The sequence below is a fragment of the Streptomyces sp. NPDC043176 genome (genome assembly GCF_056436715.1).
Genome location: NZ_JBWKCA010000001.1, coordinates 471061 through 484066 on the forward strand (window position 1 = coordinate 471061; position 13006 = coordinate 484066).

Here is a 13006-nt window from a genome sequence, read left to right on the forward strand (position 1 = left end):
GTCCTAGACGGCTACGGGGGCGGTGTCGACGGGGGCCGGGCCGCGCCCGGTGACGGCGAGGAACGCCTCCTGGAGGGTGGCCACGCCGTGCGCGGCCTTGAGTGCGGCGGGGCTGCCCTCGGCGACGACCGTGCCGCGATCGACGATCACGAGCCGGTCGGCCAGGGCGTCGGCCTCGTCGAGGTAGTGGGTGGTGAGCACGACGGTCGTGCCGTGCGTGTCGCGCAGCCGCCGGACCAGCGCCCACAGGTCGGCGCGGCCGGCGGGGTCGAGGCCGGTCGTCGGCTCGTCGAGGAAGAGGAGCTCCGGCCGGTGGGTGAGGCCCATCGCGAGGTCGACCCTGCGGCGCTGGCCGCCGGAGAGGGCCGGGGTCCGGCGGTCGAGGAGCTCGGTCAGGCCGAGGTCGGCGGCGAGCTCCTCGGCGCGGGCCGCCGCGCGCGCCCGGGGCATCCCGTAGAGCCGGCCCTGGGTGACGAGTTCGGAGCGGACGGTCTCCTGGGGGTCGAGGCCGCCGGACTGGGCGACGTACCCGATGCGGCGGCGGACGGCGGCCGGGTCCTCGACGAGGTCGTGGCCGGCGACGGTGGCGACGCCCCCGGTGGGGGCGAGGAGCGTGGTGAGCATCCGCAGGGTGGTCGTCTTGCCGGCGCCGTTGGGGCCCAGGAGGCCCACGATCTCGCCGGGTTCGACGGTGAGGTCGATGCCGCGGACGGCCTCGACGGGGCCGTTCCTGCCGGTGAAGGTCCGGGCGAGCCCGGCCGTGCTGATGAGTGGCATGACGACCACGAAAACAGAGTCTCTTAAATTTTGCAACGTCTCCAAAAATTCAGTGGCTCTCATATTTCAGCGAGCCTAGGATTGCCTAGGATGGGGCCATGGCCGAGGGACTCAGGGAACGCAAGAAGCGCGAGACGAAGCAACGGATCTCGGACATCGCGACGGGGCTCTTCCTGGAGCGCGGCTTCGCGGCCGTCACCGTCGCCGACGTCGCCGAGGCGGCCGACGTCTCCGTGAACACCGTCTACAACTACTTCCCCGCCAAGGAGGACCTCTTCCTCGACCGGATGGACGGGGTCACCCAGCGCCTCGCCCGGATGATCCGCGGCCGCGACCGGGGCGAGTCGGCCGCCCGGGCGGTCCTGCGCGAACTGCGCCAGGACATCGGGGCGGTGTCGCCCGCCTACGGACTCATGGACGGCTTCGACGCCTTCATGAACGTCATCGAGCACGCGCCCACCCTCAAGGCCCGCCTCTTCCACCTCCGGGACCAGGTCCAGGAGGCCGTCGTGACCACCCTGCGGGAGGAGACCGGAGCCGCCCCCGACGACCCGCTGCCGCTGCTCGTCGGCGGCCAGCTCGCCTGGATCGAGAACGCCGTCGTCGGCTACATCACCGGTGAGATGACCGCCGGGCGCAAGGCCACCACCGTCTCCCGGGAGGCCCTCGTCCTGCTCGACGAGATCGAGGAACTGCTGAGCGAGAAGGTCCTGACGTACGCCGTGCGCGAGGGCTGAGGGGTGTCGCGAGTGTGACGTCCGTCAAAGAGGGCGTGACGCGCATTACTTAGCGGTCACATGGCGCCCCGCGACCGCTAATCTCCGCCGAAGAGCCAGAAGTGAACAGGCGTTAAGGGGTGGAAGATCGTGGCCAGGAAGCTCGCCGTCATCGGGGCCGGACTCATGGGATCCGGCATCGCGCAGGTCTCGGCACAGGCGGGCTGGGACGTCGTCCTGCGTGACGTCACCGACGCCGCCCTGACCCGCGGCACCGACGGCATCAAGGCGTCGTACGACAGGTTCGTCGCCAAGGGCAAGCTCACCGCCGAGGACGCCGGGGCCGCCCTCGGCCGGATCACGGCCACCACCGAGCTCGACGCCGTCGCCGACGCCGACGTCGTCGTCGAGGCCGTCTTCGAGAACCTCGACGTCAAGCACGAGATCTTCCGCTCGCTGGACAAGATCGCCAAGGACGGCGCCGTCCTCGCCTCCAACACCTCCGCGATCCCGATCACCAAGATCGCCGCGGTGACCGAGCGCCCCGAGGCCGTCGTCGGCGTCCACTTCTTCTCGCCCGTGCCGATGATGCAGCTCGTCGAGCTGGTCCGCGGCTACAAGACGAGCGACGAGACCCTCGCCACCGCCCGTGCGTTCGCCGAGTCCGTCGGCAAGACCTGCATCGTCGTCAACCGCGACGTCGCCGGCTTCGTCACCACCCGCCTCATCTCGGCCCTCGTCGTCGAGGCCGCCAAGCTCCACGAGTCGGGCGTCGCCACCGCCGAGGACATCGACATCGCCTGCAAGCTCGGCTTCGGCCACGCCATGGGCCCGCTCGCCACCGCCGACCTCACCGGCATCGACATCCTGGTGAACGCGGCCAACAACATCTACACCGAGTCCCAGGACGAGAAGTTCGCGCCGCCGGAGCTGATGCGCCGGATGGTGGACGCGGGTGACATCGGCCGCAAGAGCGGGCAGGGCTTCTACAAGTACTGATCCGCCACCGCCGTCCCGCCTCACCCCGTGGGGTGAATTTCGGTATCGGTTCGCTGACAAGGCGCAACGTATCTGCCGGTGCGGCAGTCAGTTGTTGCGAAGACGGAGCACTCTCGGGGAGCGCATATGCACATCAGGGGCGACCACGTCGAGCTGGTCGTCGGGGGCCGCCTCGACGTCCGCAGTGCGGCGGACGCCCGTACGGTCCTGCACTCGGCCGTCGACGACGGAGTCGGCGACCTGGTGCTCGACCTGACCGGTCTCGACTCCTGGGACGCGACCGGACTCGGGGTCATCATGGGCGCCCACCGGCGGGCCGGCCGCTGCGGCCGGCGCCTCGTCCTGCGCGGGGTGCCGCCGCAGATGCAGCGGCTCCTCGTCGCCACCCGACTGCACCGCATCCTCGCCATCGAGGGCGGCCTCGCCCTGGAGTCGCTGCCCCGGGTGTGACCCGCCGTGCCCGCCACCGTCTGTGAAGCCGCTGTGCGAACCAGGCGTCACGCTCAATCCTCACAAGACCGTGACGTCTTGGTCTCCGGGGCACCCCGCCTGTTCCCGAGCGCCTGACCACGGTCTAGGGTTCGGTCGCCTGCACATTGACGGACCCATCCGGCGGGCACCGGACACCGCTTCTTGGGGGCTTGCACCATGGACCCGAACAACCGTGGGTCGGAGGAGTACGGGCACGACACCGAGGGTGACGAGACCCGCCAGGGCCGCGGCGTGCCCGCGCCCGCCCCCGCGCGCGCCCGCGTCGTCCAGCTCGTCACCGGCGGACTGCTCCTCACCGTCAACCCCGTCGACGGCAGCGAGATCGAGCCATGCCCCCCGGGGCGGGAACCCGAGGCCCCCCGCCCCCGCACGGCCGAGGAGCGCGCCGAGGCCGCCCGCGCCGCGGCCCCGCCCGTACCGGCCGGACCCGCCGCACCCGCGCTGCCCCTCCTCGAACGGGGCGAGGAGCGCGAACGGCTCGTCGGGATCATCACCCGCGGCCGGTCCGCCCGGGTGACCGGCCCCGCCGGATCCGGCCGCACCGCCCTCCTCGACGCGGTCGCCGCCGACTGCGCCGACCTCGCCCCCGACGGCGTCGTCCGGCTCTCCGGCCACCACCGCACCCCCACCGAGCTGCTCCACGAGCTCTTCACCGCCGTGCGCCACGCACCGGAGCAGCGGCCCGACCGGACCGCACTCCTCGACCTGATCCGCGACATCGGCGCCGTGGTCGTCGTCGACGACCTGGAGTTCGGCGGCGCCTCCCTCGACGAGCTGCTCGACGCCGCACCCGAGTGCGCCTTCCTCCTCGCCGCGGCGCCCGACGCCCCCGGCCCCTCCCCCGACGCCCCCGTCGAGGAACTCCGCCTCGACGGCCTCGGCCGCGGCGCCGCCCTGAAGCTCCTGGAGAGCGCCGCCGGCCGCACCCTCACCGACGACGAGGCCAACTGGGCCGGCGACCTGTGGTTCGAGTCCGAAGGCCTGCCGCTCCGCTTCGTCCAGGCCGGCGCCCTGCTCCGCCAGCGCGACCGGCTGCGCGTCACCCCCGCCGAGTTCGACGCCTTCGGCGCCCTCGAAGAGGCCTTCGGCCCCACCGACCCCGACGCGGCCGCGGCCGTCGCCGCCGCCGCCTTCGACGGGATCGACGACCCCGACGTCGAGCTGCGCGAGATACCCCTGCCGAGCCTCGGCGAGGGCGCCGCACCGGCCGCCCTGCTCGCCTCCCGGCTCAGCCGCTCCGCCCAGGCCACCCTGCGCTTCGCCGTCGCCCTCGGCGGCGAGCTCCCGCACCAGGCCCACCTGCCGGCCCTCGTCGGGGACACCCACGCCGACGCGGCCCTCGGCGAACTCGTGGCCTGCGGCCTGCTCTCCCCGGTCGGTCCCCGCTACCGGCTCGCCGCCGGGGTCCTCACCCAGCTCGTCGCCAACGGCTACGAGAACGGTGCCGCCGAGCGCGCCCACACCGCCGCCCAGCACTACGCCTGGTGGGCCGCCCACCCCTCCGTCACCCCGGACCGGGCCGCCGCCGAGTCCGACGCGCTGCTGGCCGCCCTGACCGCCCTCGTCGCCGGCTCGGGCTCCGGCTCGGGCTCGGGCTCCGGCTCGGGCTCGGGCTCGGGCTCGGGCTCCGGCTCCGCCGACGACGCCGAGCGCCGCGCCACCGCCGTCCTCCTCGCCCGCGCCGCCGCCCCCGCCTTCGCCGCCGGGCTGCACTGGGGCGCCTGGGAACGCGCCCTGCGCGCCGGGCAGGAGTCCGCCCGGCTGACCGGCGACGTGGCGGAGGAGGCGTACTTCCACCACGAACTCGGCGTCCTCGCGATCTGCGCCGGCAACCTGGAGCGGGCCCGCGCCGAGCTGGAGGCCTCCATCGGCATGCGCGGGGTGCTCGCCGACAAGCGCGGCACCGTCGCAGGCCGTCGCGCCCTCGCGCTCGTCGCCGACCTCTCGGGGGAGCACGGAGCCCCCGCCGAGGAGCCCTTCTCGCCGCCGCGCGGGACCCCGGCCCTGCGCGGCCCGGCCACCCGCCCGGCCCTCGGCCCCGCGGCCGTCACGGCCCCGCTGCCGAGCGGACCGGCCCGGCGGCCCGCCGCGGCCCCGATGCCCGCGTTCCCCGACTTCGCCGACGAGGGCCCGACCCTCATCACGCGCCCCGACACCGCCAAGGACGGCGGCCGACCCGGCCTCAAGGGCGGCATCCTCACCGGTGCCCGCCGCAACCTCGTCGCGGTCGGCGCGGGCGCGCTCCTCGTCGCCGTCCTCGGCACCGTCGTCACCCTCGGAGCCACCTCCGGCAACGGCGACGAGCCGGTCACCAACAGCGTCACCTCCGACAGCAGCGCGCCCGACGGAGGCGGCGACGGCGCCGGCACCGACGACGAGCCGCCGACCGACGGCGAGCCCGGCGAGACGGGCGCCCCCACGGCCTCCGGCTCCCCGACCCCCTCCGCCTCCGGCAGCGCGTCCCCGTCGGGCTCGGCGAGTCCGGGCTCCTCCGACTCGGCGTCCCCCTCGGACAGCCCGTCGGCGACGACCGGGCCGCCGTCGTCGGGTACGACGCCGCCGACCGGGCGGCCCACGCTGACCCGGCCGCCCACGTCGTCCTCCTCGTCGCCCAGGCCGTCCTCGTCGTCGCCGTCGCCGTCCTCGTCGTCGCCCTCGCCGTCGTCCGGTTCGCCGTCGACCTCGCCGTCGTCCACGTCGCCCACCACCGAGGCTCCCGTCAACACCGCCTCGTCCAGCCTCGGCAGCGTCCCCTCCGCCTCCGACACCCCCGCCTGATCCCCGTACCGCCGTACGGAGACGACGAACGGCCCCGGGCGCGCATCGCACCCGGGGCCGTCCCCTTGTTCCGTACGGCCGTCAGAACAGCCGCAGCTTGTCGTCCTCGATGCCGCGCAGGGCGTCGTAGTCCAGGACGACGCAGCCCATGCCGCGGTCCGTGGCGAGGACCCTCGCCTGCGGCTTGATCTCCTGCGCCGCGAAGACGCCCTTGACCGGCGCGAGGTGCGGGTCGCGGTTGAGCAGCTCCAGGTAGCGGGTCAGCTGCTCGACGCCGTCGATCTCGCCGCGCCGCTTGATCTCCACCGCTACCGTGCCGCCGTCGGCGTCGCGGCAGAGGATGTCCACCGGGCCGATCGCGGTCGGGTACTCGCGGCGGATCAGGGTGTAGCCCTCACCGAGGGTCTCGATGCGGTCGGCGAGCAGCTCCTGGAGGTGCGCCTCGACGCCGTCCTTGATCAGGCCGGGGTCGACACCCAGTTCGTGTGAGGAATCGTGGAGGATCTCCTCCATCGTGATGATCAGTTTCTCGCCCGCTTTGTTGATCACGGTCCAGACGCCCTCCTCGCCGTCGACGCCCTCCTTGAGGGTGCACGGCGGGGACATCCAGTTGAGCGGTTTGTACGCCCGGTCGTCCGCGTGGATGGAGACGCTGCCGTCTGCCTTGACCAGGATCAGACGGGGGGCGGAGGGCAGGTGGGCCGTGAGCCGGCCTGCGTAGTCCACGGAGCAACGGGCAATGACGAGACGCATGGTCGGCAACGCTACAAGACAGGCGCTCTTCCGCGCGATTCGGGCATCCGCCGGGCACGCCCCGACCCGCCCGGAGACGCGCCGGAGCGCGGTCATGAGCCGAACACCCGTCGGTTATCAGCCGGTTGTGTTCCCAATCTCCTGGTGCCACCAGGACTGCGCGCTTACCGTGGAAGCTGGAGGTCGTCGTCCGTGCACGCTGCGTGTCGGGCGGGCAGGCCTTCGTCCCTGCCCGCAAGACCCCGCCCGCGGGGTCGCGAGAGGAGAACCCATGTCGCTCGACGTCTCACCGGCACTGTTGGAACAGGCCGAGCGAGGCGAGGTCGACGAAGCCGACTTCGTCGACTGCGTCCGGACCTCCCTGCCCTACGCATGGGAGATGATCAGTTCTCTGGTGGCCCAGCTGAAGGTCGACGGCGGAGAGTTCGCCGACAACCAGACGCCGCCGCCGAATGAGCAGGCACGTGGTCAGCTGCTGCGCGCGCTCGCCAGCGACGCCATCCGTGGCGCGCTCCAGCGGCACTTCGGAGTGCGCCTCGCATTCCAGAACTGCCACCGGGTGGCGGTGTTCCCGCTCGACCCGGCGGTGGACGAGCGGCTCGCCCGCTTCACATCCGTACGGGGGCAGCTTCTCAACCAGTCGCCCGAACTCCGCGACTGCTGAGGCACGGTGCTGCCGCTCCGCGTCGCGGGAGGTCGCGACCGATGCGCGCCGACGCGCATCGTCACCCGCGGACGCCGGAGCGGCCGCACGATCCCGCCGTGGCACACCTCACACCGGCACCTCCGCGCCGGTAGCTCCGTGCCGGCCCCCACGTCGGTAGCTCCGTGCCGGGTCTCACGTCGTCAGCGGCGGCACCTCCGTGCCGGGCCTCCTGCATGACCCGGGCCTCGCGCCAGGAGCGGCGGCACCTCACCTCACGTCAGGAGTGGCAGGACCTCCGTGCCGAGCCTGCGGACGTTCTCCTCGGTGGCCGCGAGGTCGCCCGAGCCCTCCGCGAGGAGGGCGAAGCGCGTGATGCCCGTACGCTCCGAGGTCGCCGCCAGCCGGTCCGCCGCGAGCCGCGGCGTGCCCACGGGGTGCATCCGGCACAGCAGCTCCGTGTACGCCACGGGGTCCCGCATGGCCCGGTGCCGGCCGTCCACCGTGACATGGGCGTCGAGCCCCTGCTTCAGCCAGCCCGGCATCGCCTTGACCAGCGCCTCGGCGGCGTCGGGCCCCCGGTCGGCGAGCTGTGCCACGCCCGCCGAGACGTGGCAGGCGCCGATCCGCGCGATCTCGTCCGGGTCCCGCCCGGCCTCCCGCGCGCAGCGTTCCCAGGCCGCGACCATCTCCGCCTTGTCCTCGTCGCCGCAGTGCATGCCGAGCAGCATCGGGAGACCCCGCTCCGCGGCGAGCCGCACGCTCGTCGGCGAGGTGCAGGCCACCACCACCTCAGGTCGGGCCGGCCCGTCGATCAGCTCGTCCGGGCGCGGCACCACCGGCACGTCGCGGAAAGCGAATCGTTCTCCCCGGGCGCCCACGGTGGGCTCGGTGAGCCACCGCAGCAGCAGGTCGAGCGACTCGGGGAAGCCCTGTTCGTACGCGGCGAGGCCGGAGCCGAACACCTCCAGGTCGACCCAGGGGCCGCCCCGGCCCACCCCGAGGGTGAACCTGCCGCCCGAGGTCAGGTGCAGCAGCGCCGCCTGCTCGCCGAGGGCGACCGGGTGGACGCTCGGCAGCACGCTCACCGCCGTGCCGACCCGCAGTCTCCGGGTGCGCCCGAGGAGCAGCGCGGCCAGGGTGACGGCCGAGGGGCACACCCCGTACGGCACGAAATGGTGCTCGGCCAGCCAGACGGAGTCGAGCCCGGCCTCCTCGGCGACCTCGGCGGTGCGCACCGCACGGTGCAGCGCCTCTCCCTGTCCCTGGCCCGGGAACTGGGCGGCCAGAACGAACGTACCCACGCGCATCGCCTTCTGCCTCCTTGCGGCCGACGCGTATCTCCCCTCGCACTGGCAACAACGTCTGACACGTGCCAAAGGCAACGGCCGTTCATGAAGTTCTTGCGATTTTCCGCTAAGCCGTCCCGGACGGGGCCGGGGGCACCGCGTCGCGGCCCGTAGGCTTGAGGGAACGGTCCGTGTTCCCAGACCCCGTGAGGTGTGCCCGTGTCCCCGCGTCACAACCGCTCCCGAGGCGGCGAGAAGCCCGAGCCGCAGGGCGGCAGCGGCGACCGGTACGGCGGCGTCCAGCGCACCGAGACCTGGCAGGGCGAGGAGTGGTACGTCCGGCTCGTCGCCGGCGCGAGCTCTCCCGGCAAGCGCTACCGCTGCCCCGGCTGCGACCAGGAGATCCCGTCCGGCGCCCCGCACGTGGTCGCCTGGCCGGAGTACGGGGGAGTGGACGACCGGCGCCACTGGCACAAGGCCTGCTGGCACGCGAAGGACCGCCGCACCAGCAAGGTGCAGCGGTCCCGTAACGCGCCGAAGTACTGAGGGTCAGACGTCCCGGCTGTTCAGGAGGGCGAAGGCGCCACCGAGGACGACCGCCGTGACGCCGCCCAGGATGAACAGCGGCTCCCAGCCCGCGGGGCCGTCGCCGAACGGCGGCTGGTCGCTGTACAGCGCGATCATCTGCGACGGGATGGCGTACGTGAACAGCCACTCCCGCACCGACTCGAGCGCCTGCGACATCATGAAGAGGCCCACCACCAGCGGCAGCAGCAGCAGGCCGATCATCACCGTGATCGCGCCGGCCGAGTGCCGGATCACGGTGCCCAGCGCCAGCGACATCAGACCGAGCAGGGCCAGGTAGGCACCCGCCCCGGCCGTCGCCCGCAGCCACTCGCCGGCCGTCGGGTCGGCCGCGATGTCGCCGACGATGGCGACCTGCGCCACCGCCACCAGTGCCGCGGTCACCGTGGTGACCGTGAAGACCAGCAGGAAGAAGACGATCGCCTTCGCCGCCAGCACCCGGCCGCGGCTGGGGCAGGCCGTCAGGGTCGTACGGATCATGCCCGTGCCGTACTCGGAGGCGATGGTGAGCACGCCGAGCGTGATCACGCAGATCGCCGCGGGCAGCATCCCGAAGAACCCGAACCCGAGGGCCGACTCCTCGACCATCGCGCCCTGACCGTCCTCGGCCATCGCGCGCTGGGACGCCGCCGCGATCGCCGCCACCCCCAGGCCGAGGGCCAGCATCAGCAGGATCATGACGCCGAGCGTCCACATCGTCGACCGCACCGAGCGGATCTTCGTCCACTCGGAGGCGAGCGCGTCACCGAGGTGCGCCCTGCGGACCGGGATGGGGGAGACGTACGCGTGCGGCGCCGGAGCGGGGTGGTGTGCGGGGGCGGTCATCGGGCGTCCTTGGTGGTGTCGCTCGGCTGCGGGGTGGTCGACGGCGGGACTGCCGCGGCCGGCGGGGCCGCCGGCGGCGGGGCGTACGGACCCGGCGCGGGCGCCTGCGGCGCACCGGCGTACGGGTTCTGCCCGGGCGGCGGCGGGGCGTACCAGCCCTGCTGCGGCACGTCCTGGACCGCCGGCTGCGGCGGCACCCCGTAACCAGGCTGCCCGGGGTGCGGCGCCGGCTGGAGGTGCGCGAGCCGGTCGTCGGTCGAGCGGTAGTCCACGGCGCCCTGCGTCAGCCGCATGTACGCCTCCTCCAGGGACGCCTGGTGCGGGGAGAGCTCCCAGAGCCGTACGTCCGCGCCGTGCGCCAGGTCGCTGATCCTCGGCAGGGGCAGGCCCGTCACCCGCAGCGCCCCGTCCGGCTCGGACAGCACCTGGCCGCCCGCCTCCGTCAGGACCGCCGTCAGCTTCTCCCGCTGCGCCGGCTCGGTCTGCGGGGTCCGCAGCCGGGCGAAGTCGGCGGAGTTCGCCGAGATGAAGTCCGTGACGCTCATGTCCGCGAGCAGCTGCCCCCGGCCGATCACGATGAGGTGGTCCGCGGTCAGCGCCATCTCGCTCATGAGGTGGCTGGAGACGAACACGGTCCGGCCCTCGGAGGCCAGCTTCTTCATCAGGTTCCTGACCCAGAGGATGCCCTCCGGGTCCAGGCCGTTGACCGGCTCGTCGAAGAGCAGCACCTGCGGGTCGCCGAGGAGCGCCGCCGCGATGCCGAGGCGCTGGCCCATGCCGAGCGAGAAGCCCTTGGAGCGGCGCTTGGCCACGTCCTGGAGGCCGACGACGCCGAGGACCTCGTCGACCCGCTGCGCCGGGATGCCGGCGAGCTGCGCGAGCGAGAGGAGGTGGCTGCGCGCGCTCCGCCCGCCGTGCACGGCCTTGGCGTCGAGCAGCGCGCCGACCTGCCGGGGCGCGTTCGGCAGCTGCCGGAACGGGTGGCCGCCGATCGTCACGTGTCCGGCGGTGGGCCGGTCCAGGCCGAGGATCATGCGCATCGTCGTCGACTTGCCCGACCCGTTGGGCCCCAGGAAGCCGGTGACCACACCCGGCCTCACCTGGAAGGAAAGGTTGTACACGGCCGTCTTGGCGCCGTAGCGCTTCGTCAGGCCGACTGCCTCGATCATTCTCCAGCCCCATCGACAGGTCGGTCGCATCCATGTCGGGGCGTGGCGGCCTTCGGCCGGAGCCCCCCGTATGAGCTAGGAGCTTATCCAGCCATTGACGGTTCCGGCGAAGCGGAATCGAACCACCGGGGAACCTCCGGGAGATTCCCCGGTGGTCCCCTACGGGATCAGGCGTCCCGCTTCTTCAGCACCAGGTAGCCGCCGAGCAGCGCGGCCGCCACCCAGATCAGCATGATCCCGAGTCCGCCCCAGGGCCCGTAGGGGGCCTTCTCCGAGCCCATCGCGTCCGGTACCACCTGCATGATCTTGGAGCCGGCCTGGTCGGGGAAGTACTTGGCGACCTCCTTCGCCTTCGGCACCGCCGAGAGGATCTGCGAGATCAGGAAGAAGAACGGCACCAGGATGCCCAGCGACAGCATCGAGGAGCGCAGCATCGCCGCCACGCCCATCGAGAAGATCGCGATCAGGCCCATGTAGAGACCGCCGCCGACCACCGCGCGCAGCACGTTGTCCGCGCCGAGGGTGGTGCGGTGGTCGCCGAGCAGCGCCTGCCCGAGGAAGAAGGAGAGGAAGCTGGTCGCCAGGCCCACGGCCAGGGCGAGCACGCCGGCCACCGCGATCTTCGAGAAGAGGAAGGTGGCGCGCTGCGGGACCGCCGCGAGCGAGGTGCGGATCATGCCCGAGGAGTACTCGGTGCCGACCACCAGGACGCCGAAGACCACCATCGCCAGCTGACCGAGGATCATCCCGGAGAAGCTGGCGAACGTCGGGTCGAAGGTCGCCTGCTCCACCTCGTTGAGATCGTCGAAGGTCGCCTTGAACAGGGCGCACAGCGCCGCGCTCATCGCCACCGTGACGAGCAGGGCGCTCGCCAGTGTCCAGACGGTCGACGACACCGTCCGGATCTTGGTCCACTCGGACTGGAGGACCGCGGATGCCGCTGCCATCGTTCAGGCTCCCTCGGAGGTCGAGTCGTAGGAGTCGGAGGCCGACCCGGAGTGCGGGCCCCACCGGGGGCCGGGCGCCGGAGCGCCGTGTACGTCGGTGCCGTGCGCGTGGTACTCCACCGCACCGGCCGTCATCTGCATGAACGCTTCCTCGAGCGAGGCGCGCTGGGCGCTCAGCTCGTGCAGGACGAGGCCGTTCTCCGCGGCCAGCTCGCCCAGCTTCTCGGTCGTCGCCCCGTCCACCTCGAGGGTCCCGTTGCCCGCCTCGACCACGACGAATCCGTTGGCGTGGAGCACGTCCCGCAGCCGTTCCTGCTGCGGTGAACGCAGCCGCACGAAACTCCTGGAATTCTGCTGGATGAAATCCGCCATCGACGTGTCGGCCAGCAGCTTTCCCTGCCCGATCACGATGAGATGATCGGCCGTCAGTGCCATTTCACTCATCAGGTGACTGGAAACGAAGATCGTCCGGCCTTCGGCGGCCAACGCCTTCATCAGATTGCGGATCCAGTGAATTCCCTCGGGGTCCAGACCATTGACGGGTTCGTCGAACATCAGGACCTCGGGATCGCCGAGCAGCGCCGAGGCGATGCCCAGCCGCTGGCCCATGCCGAGGGAGAAACCCTTCGACTTCTTCTTGGCGACCGGCGTCAGCCCCACCAGGTCGAGCACCTCGCCCACCCGCTTCTCGGGAATCCGGTTGGACTGCGCGAGGCACAGCAGGTTGTTGTACGCGGAGCGGCCGCCGTGCATCGCCTTGGCGTCGAGGAGCGCCCCGATGTACTTCAGCGGCTCGGCCAGCTCCCGGTAGTGCTTGCCGTCGAGCCGGACCGTCCCGCTCGTCGGGTTGTCCAGGCCGAGCATCATCCGCATCGTCGTCGACTTGCCCGCCCCGTTGGGTCCCAGGAACCCCGTGACCACGCCCGGTCGTACCTGGAAGGAGAGATGGTCGACCGCCGTCTTCGCCCCGTACCGCTTGGTCAGGCCCTCAAGCTCGATCATGCGTACCAACCTACGGGCGCGCAAAACCCCC

Annotated in this window: 13 protein-coding genes; 6 read left to right on the forward strand and 7 right to left on the reverse strand. The window is 72.5% G+C overall.

The genetic code is table 11. The features are described from left to right. Positions 1-3: 3 nt before the first annotated feature. Complete coding sequence (locus AC067A_RS02115; protein ID WP_478613506.1) at positions 4-777, reverse strand: ABC transporter ATP-binding protein; 774 nt, start codon at positions 775-777, stop codon at positions 4-6. A 98-nt stretch (positions 778-875) separates the two neighbouring features. Here AC067A_RS02115 and AC067A_RS02120 point away from each other — a divergent pair, with 98 nt between their 5' ends. From AC067A_RS02120 to AC067A_RS02135, 4 genes are all read left to right on the forward strand, one after another. Then, positions 876-1514, forward strand: coding sequence for a TetR/AcrR family transcriptional regulator (locus tag AC067A_RS02120; protein WP_478613233.1), 639 nt, complete (start codon positions 876-878; stop codon positions 1512-1514). A gap of 129 nt (positions 1515-1643) precedes the next feature. Continuing rightward, a complete protein-coding gene (locus AC067A_RS02125; RefSeq protein ID WP_478613236.1) occupies positions 1644-2492 on the forward strand; it encodes a 3-hydroxyacyl-CoA dehydrogenase family protein in 849 nt (282 codons plus the stop codon). Between the two features lie 126 nt (positions 2493-2618). Further along, on the forward strand, positions 2619-2942 hold the full coding sequence (locus tag AC067A_RS02130) for an STAS domain-containing protein (RefSeq protein WP_030210572.1): 324 nt from the start codon (positions 2619-2621) through the stop codon (positions 2940-2942). 198 nt (positions 2943-3140) lie between these two features. Next, positions 3141-5762, forward strand: coding sequence for an ATP-binding protein (locus AC067A_RS02135; RefSeq protein WP_478613239.1), 2622 nt, complete (start codon positions 3141-3143; stop codon positions 5760-5762). 81 nt (positions 5763-5843) lie between these two features. Here the strand turns inward: AC067A_RS02135 and nucS are convergent, their stop codons facing one another. Continuing rightward, a complete protein-coding gene (gene nucS / locus AC067A_RS02140; RefSeq protein WP_478613242.1) occupies positions 5844-6515 on the reverse strand; it encodes an endonuclease NucS in 672 nt (223 codons plus the stop codon). Between the two features lie 271 nt (positions 6516-6786). On the opposite strand from nucS, the gene AC067A_RS02145 reads away from it, so the two are divergent. After that, positions 6787-7179, forward strand: a complete 393-nt coding sequence (locus AC067A_RS02145) for an SCO5389 family protein (RefSeq protein WP_017236120.1) — start codon at positions 6787-6789, stop codon at positions 7177-7179. A 254-nt stretch (positions 7180-7433) separates the two neighbouring features. On the opposite strand, the gene AC067A_RS02150 is transcribed toward AC067A_RS02145, so the two are convergent. Next, positions 7434-8468, reverse strand: coding sequence for an LLM class flavin-dependent oxidoreductase (locus AC067A_RS02150; protein WP_478613246.1), 1035 nt, complete (start codon positions 8466-8468; stop codon positions 7434-7436). A gap of 198 nt (positions 8469-8666) precedes the next feature. Between AC067A_RS02150 and AC067A_RS02155 the strand changes: the two genes are divergently transcribed. Continuing rightward, positions 8667-8993 carry an ATP/GTP-binding protein gene (locus AC067A_RS02155; protein ID WP_478613249.1) on the forward strand — a complete coding sequence of 109 codons (327 nt, stop codon included), beginning with the start codon at positions 8667-8669 and terminating at the stop codon, positions 8991-8993. A gap of 3 nt (positions 8994-8996) precedes the next feature. On the opposite strand, the gene AC067A_RS02160 is transcribed toward AC067A_RS02155, so the two are convergent. The 4 genes from AC067A_RS02160 to AC067A_RS02175 form a co-directional block, all read right to left on the reverse strand. Further along, on the reverse strand, positions 8997-9857 hold the full coding sequence (locus AC067A_RS02160) for an ABC transporter permease (RefSeq protein ID WP_478613250.1): 861 nt from the start codon (positions 9855-9857) through the stop codon (positions 8997-8999). Next, positions 9854-11026 carry an ABC transporter ATP-binding protein gene (locus AC067A_RS02165; protein ID WP_478613253.1) on the reverse strand — a complete coding sequence of 391 codons (1173 nt, stop codon included), beginning with the start codon at positions 11024-11026 and terminating at the stop codon, positions 9854-9856. The genes AC067A_RS02160 and AC067A_RS02165 overlap by 4 nt, the downstream gene beginning before the upstream one ends. A 167-nt stretch (positions 11027-11193) precedes the next feature. Beyond that, the gene (locus AC067A_RS02170) at positions 11194-11973 is read right to left on the reverse strand and encodes an ABC transporter permease (RefSeq protein ID WP_478613255.1); all 780 of its coding nucleotides are present in this window, start codon (positions 11971-11973) and stop codon (positions 11194-11196) included. Positions 11974-11976: 3 nt separating this feature from the next. Then, positions 11977-12975 carry an ABC transporter ATP-binding protein gene (locus tag AC067A_RS02175; RefSeq protein ID WP_478613258.1) on the reverse strand — a complete coding sequence of 333 codons (999 nt, stop codon included), beginning with the start codon at positions 12973-12975 and terminating at the stop codon, positions 11977-11979. Between the last annotated feature and the right edge of the window lie 31 nt (positions 12976-13006).

Bases quoted from the DNA above. Each gene is read 5' to 3' on its own strand.
- AC067A_RS02115 (WP_478613506.1), bottom strand. From the start codon at position 777: ATGCCACTCATCAGCACGGCCGGGCTCGCCCGGACCTTCACCGGCAGG.
- AC067A_RS02120 (WP_478613233.1), top strand. From the start codon at position 876: ATGGCCGAGGGACTCAGGGAACGCAAGAAGCGCGAGACGAAGCAACGG.
- AC067A_RS02130 (WP_030210572.1), top strand. From the start codon at position 2,619: ATGCACATCAGGGGCGACCACGTCGAGCTGGTCGTCGGGGGCCGCCTC.
- AC067A_RS02135 (WP_478613239.1), top strand. From the start codon at position 3,141: ATGGACCCGAACAACCGTGGGTCGGAGGAGTACGGGCACGACACCGAG.
- nucS (WP_478613242.1), bottom strand. From the start codon at position 6,515: ATGCGTCTCGTCATTGCCCGTTGCTCCGTGGACTACGCAGGCCGGCTC.
- AC067A_RS02145 (WP_017236120.1), top strand. From the start codon at position 6,787: ATGTCGCTCGACGTCTCACCGGCACTGTTGGAACAGGCCGAGCGAGGC.
- AC067A_RS02150 (WP_478613246.1), bottom strand. From the start codon at position 8,468: ATGCGCGTGGGTACGTTCGTTCTGGCCGCCCAGTTCCCGGGCCAGGGA.
- AC067A_RS02160 (WP_478613250.1), bottom strand. From the start codon at position 9,857: ATGACCGCCCCCGCACACCACCCCGCTCCGGCGCCGCACGCGTACGTC.
- AC067A_RS02165 (WP_478613253.1), bottom strand. From the start codon at position 11,026: ATGATCGAGGCAGTCGGCCTGACGAAGCGCTACGGCGCCAAGACGGCC.
- AC067A_RS02170 (WP_478613255.1), bottom strand. From the start codon at position 11,973: ATGGCAGCGGCATCCGCGGTCCTCCAGTCCGAGTGGACCAAGATCCGG.
- AC067A_RS02175 (WP_478613258.1), bottom strand. From the start codon at position 12,975: ATGATCGAGCTTGAGGGCCTGACCAAGCGGTACGGGGCGAAGACGGCG.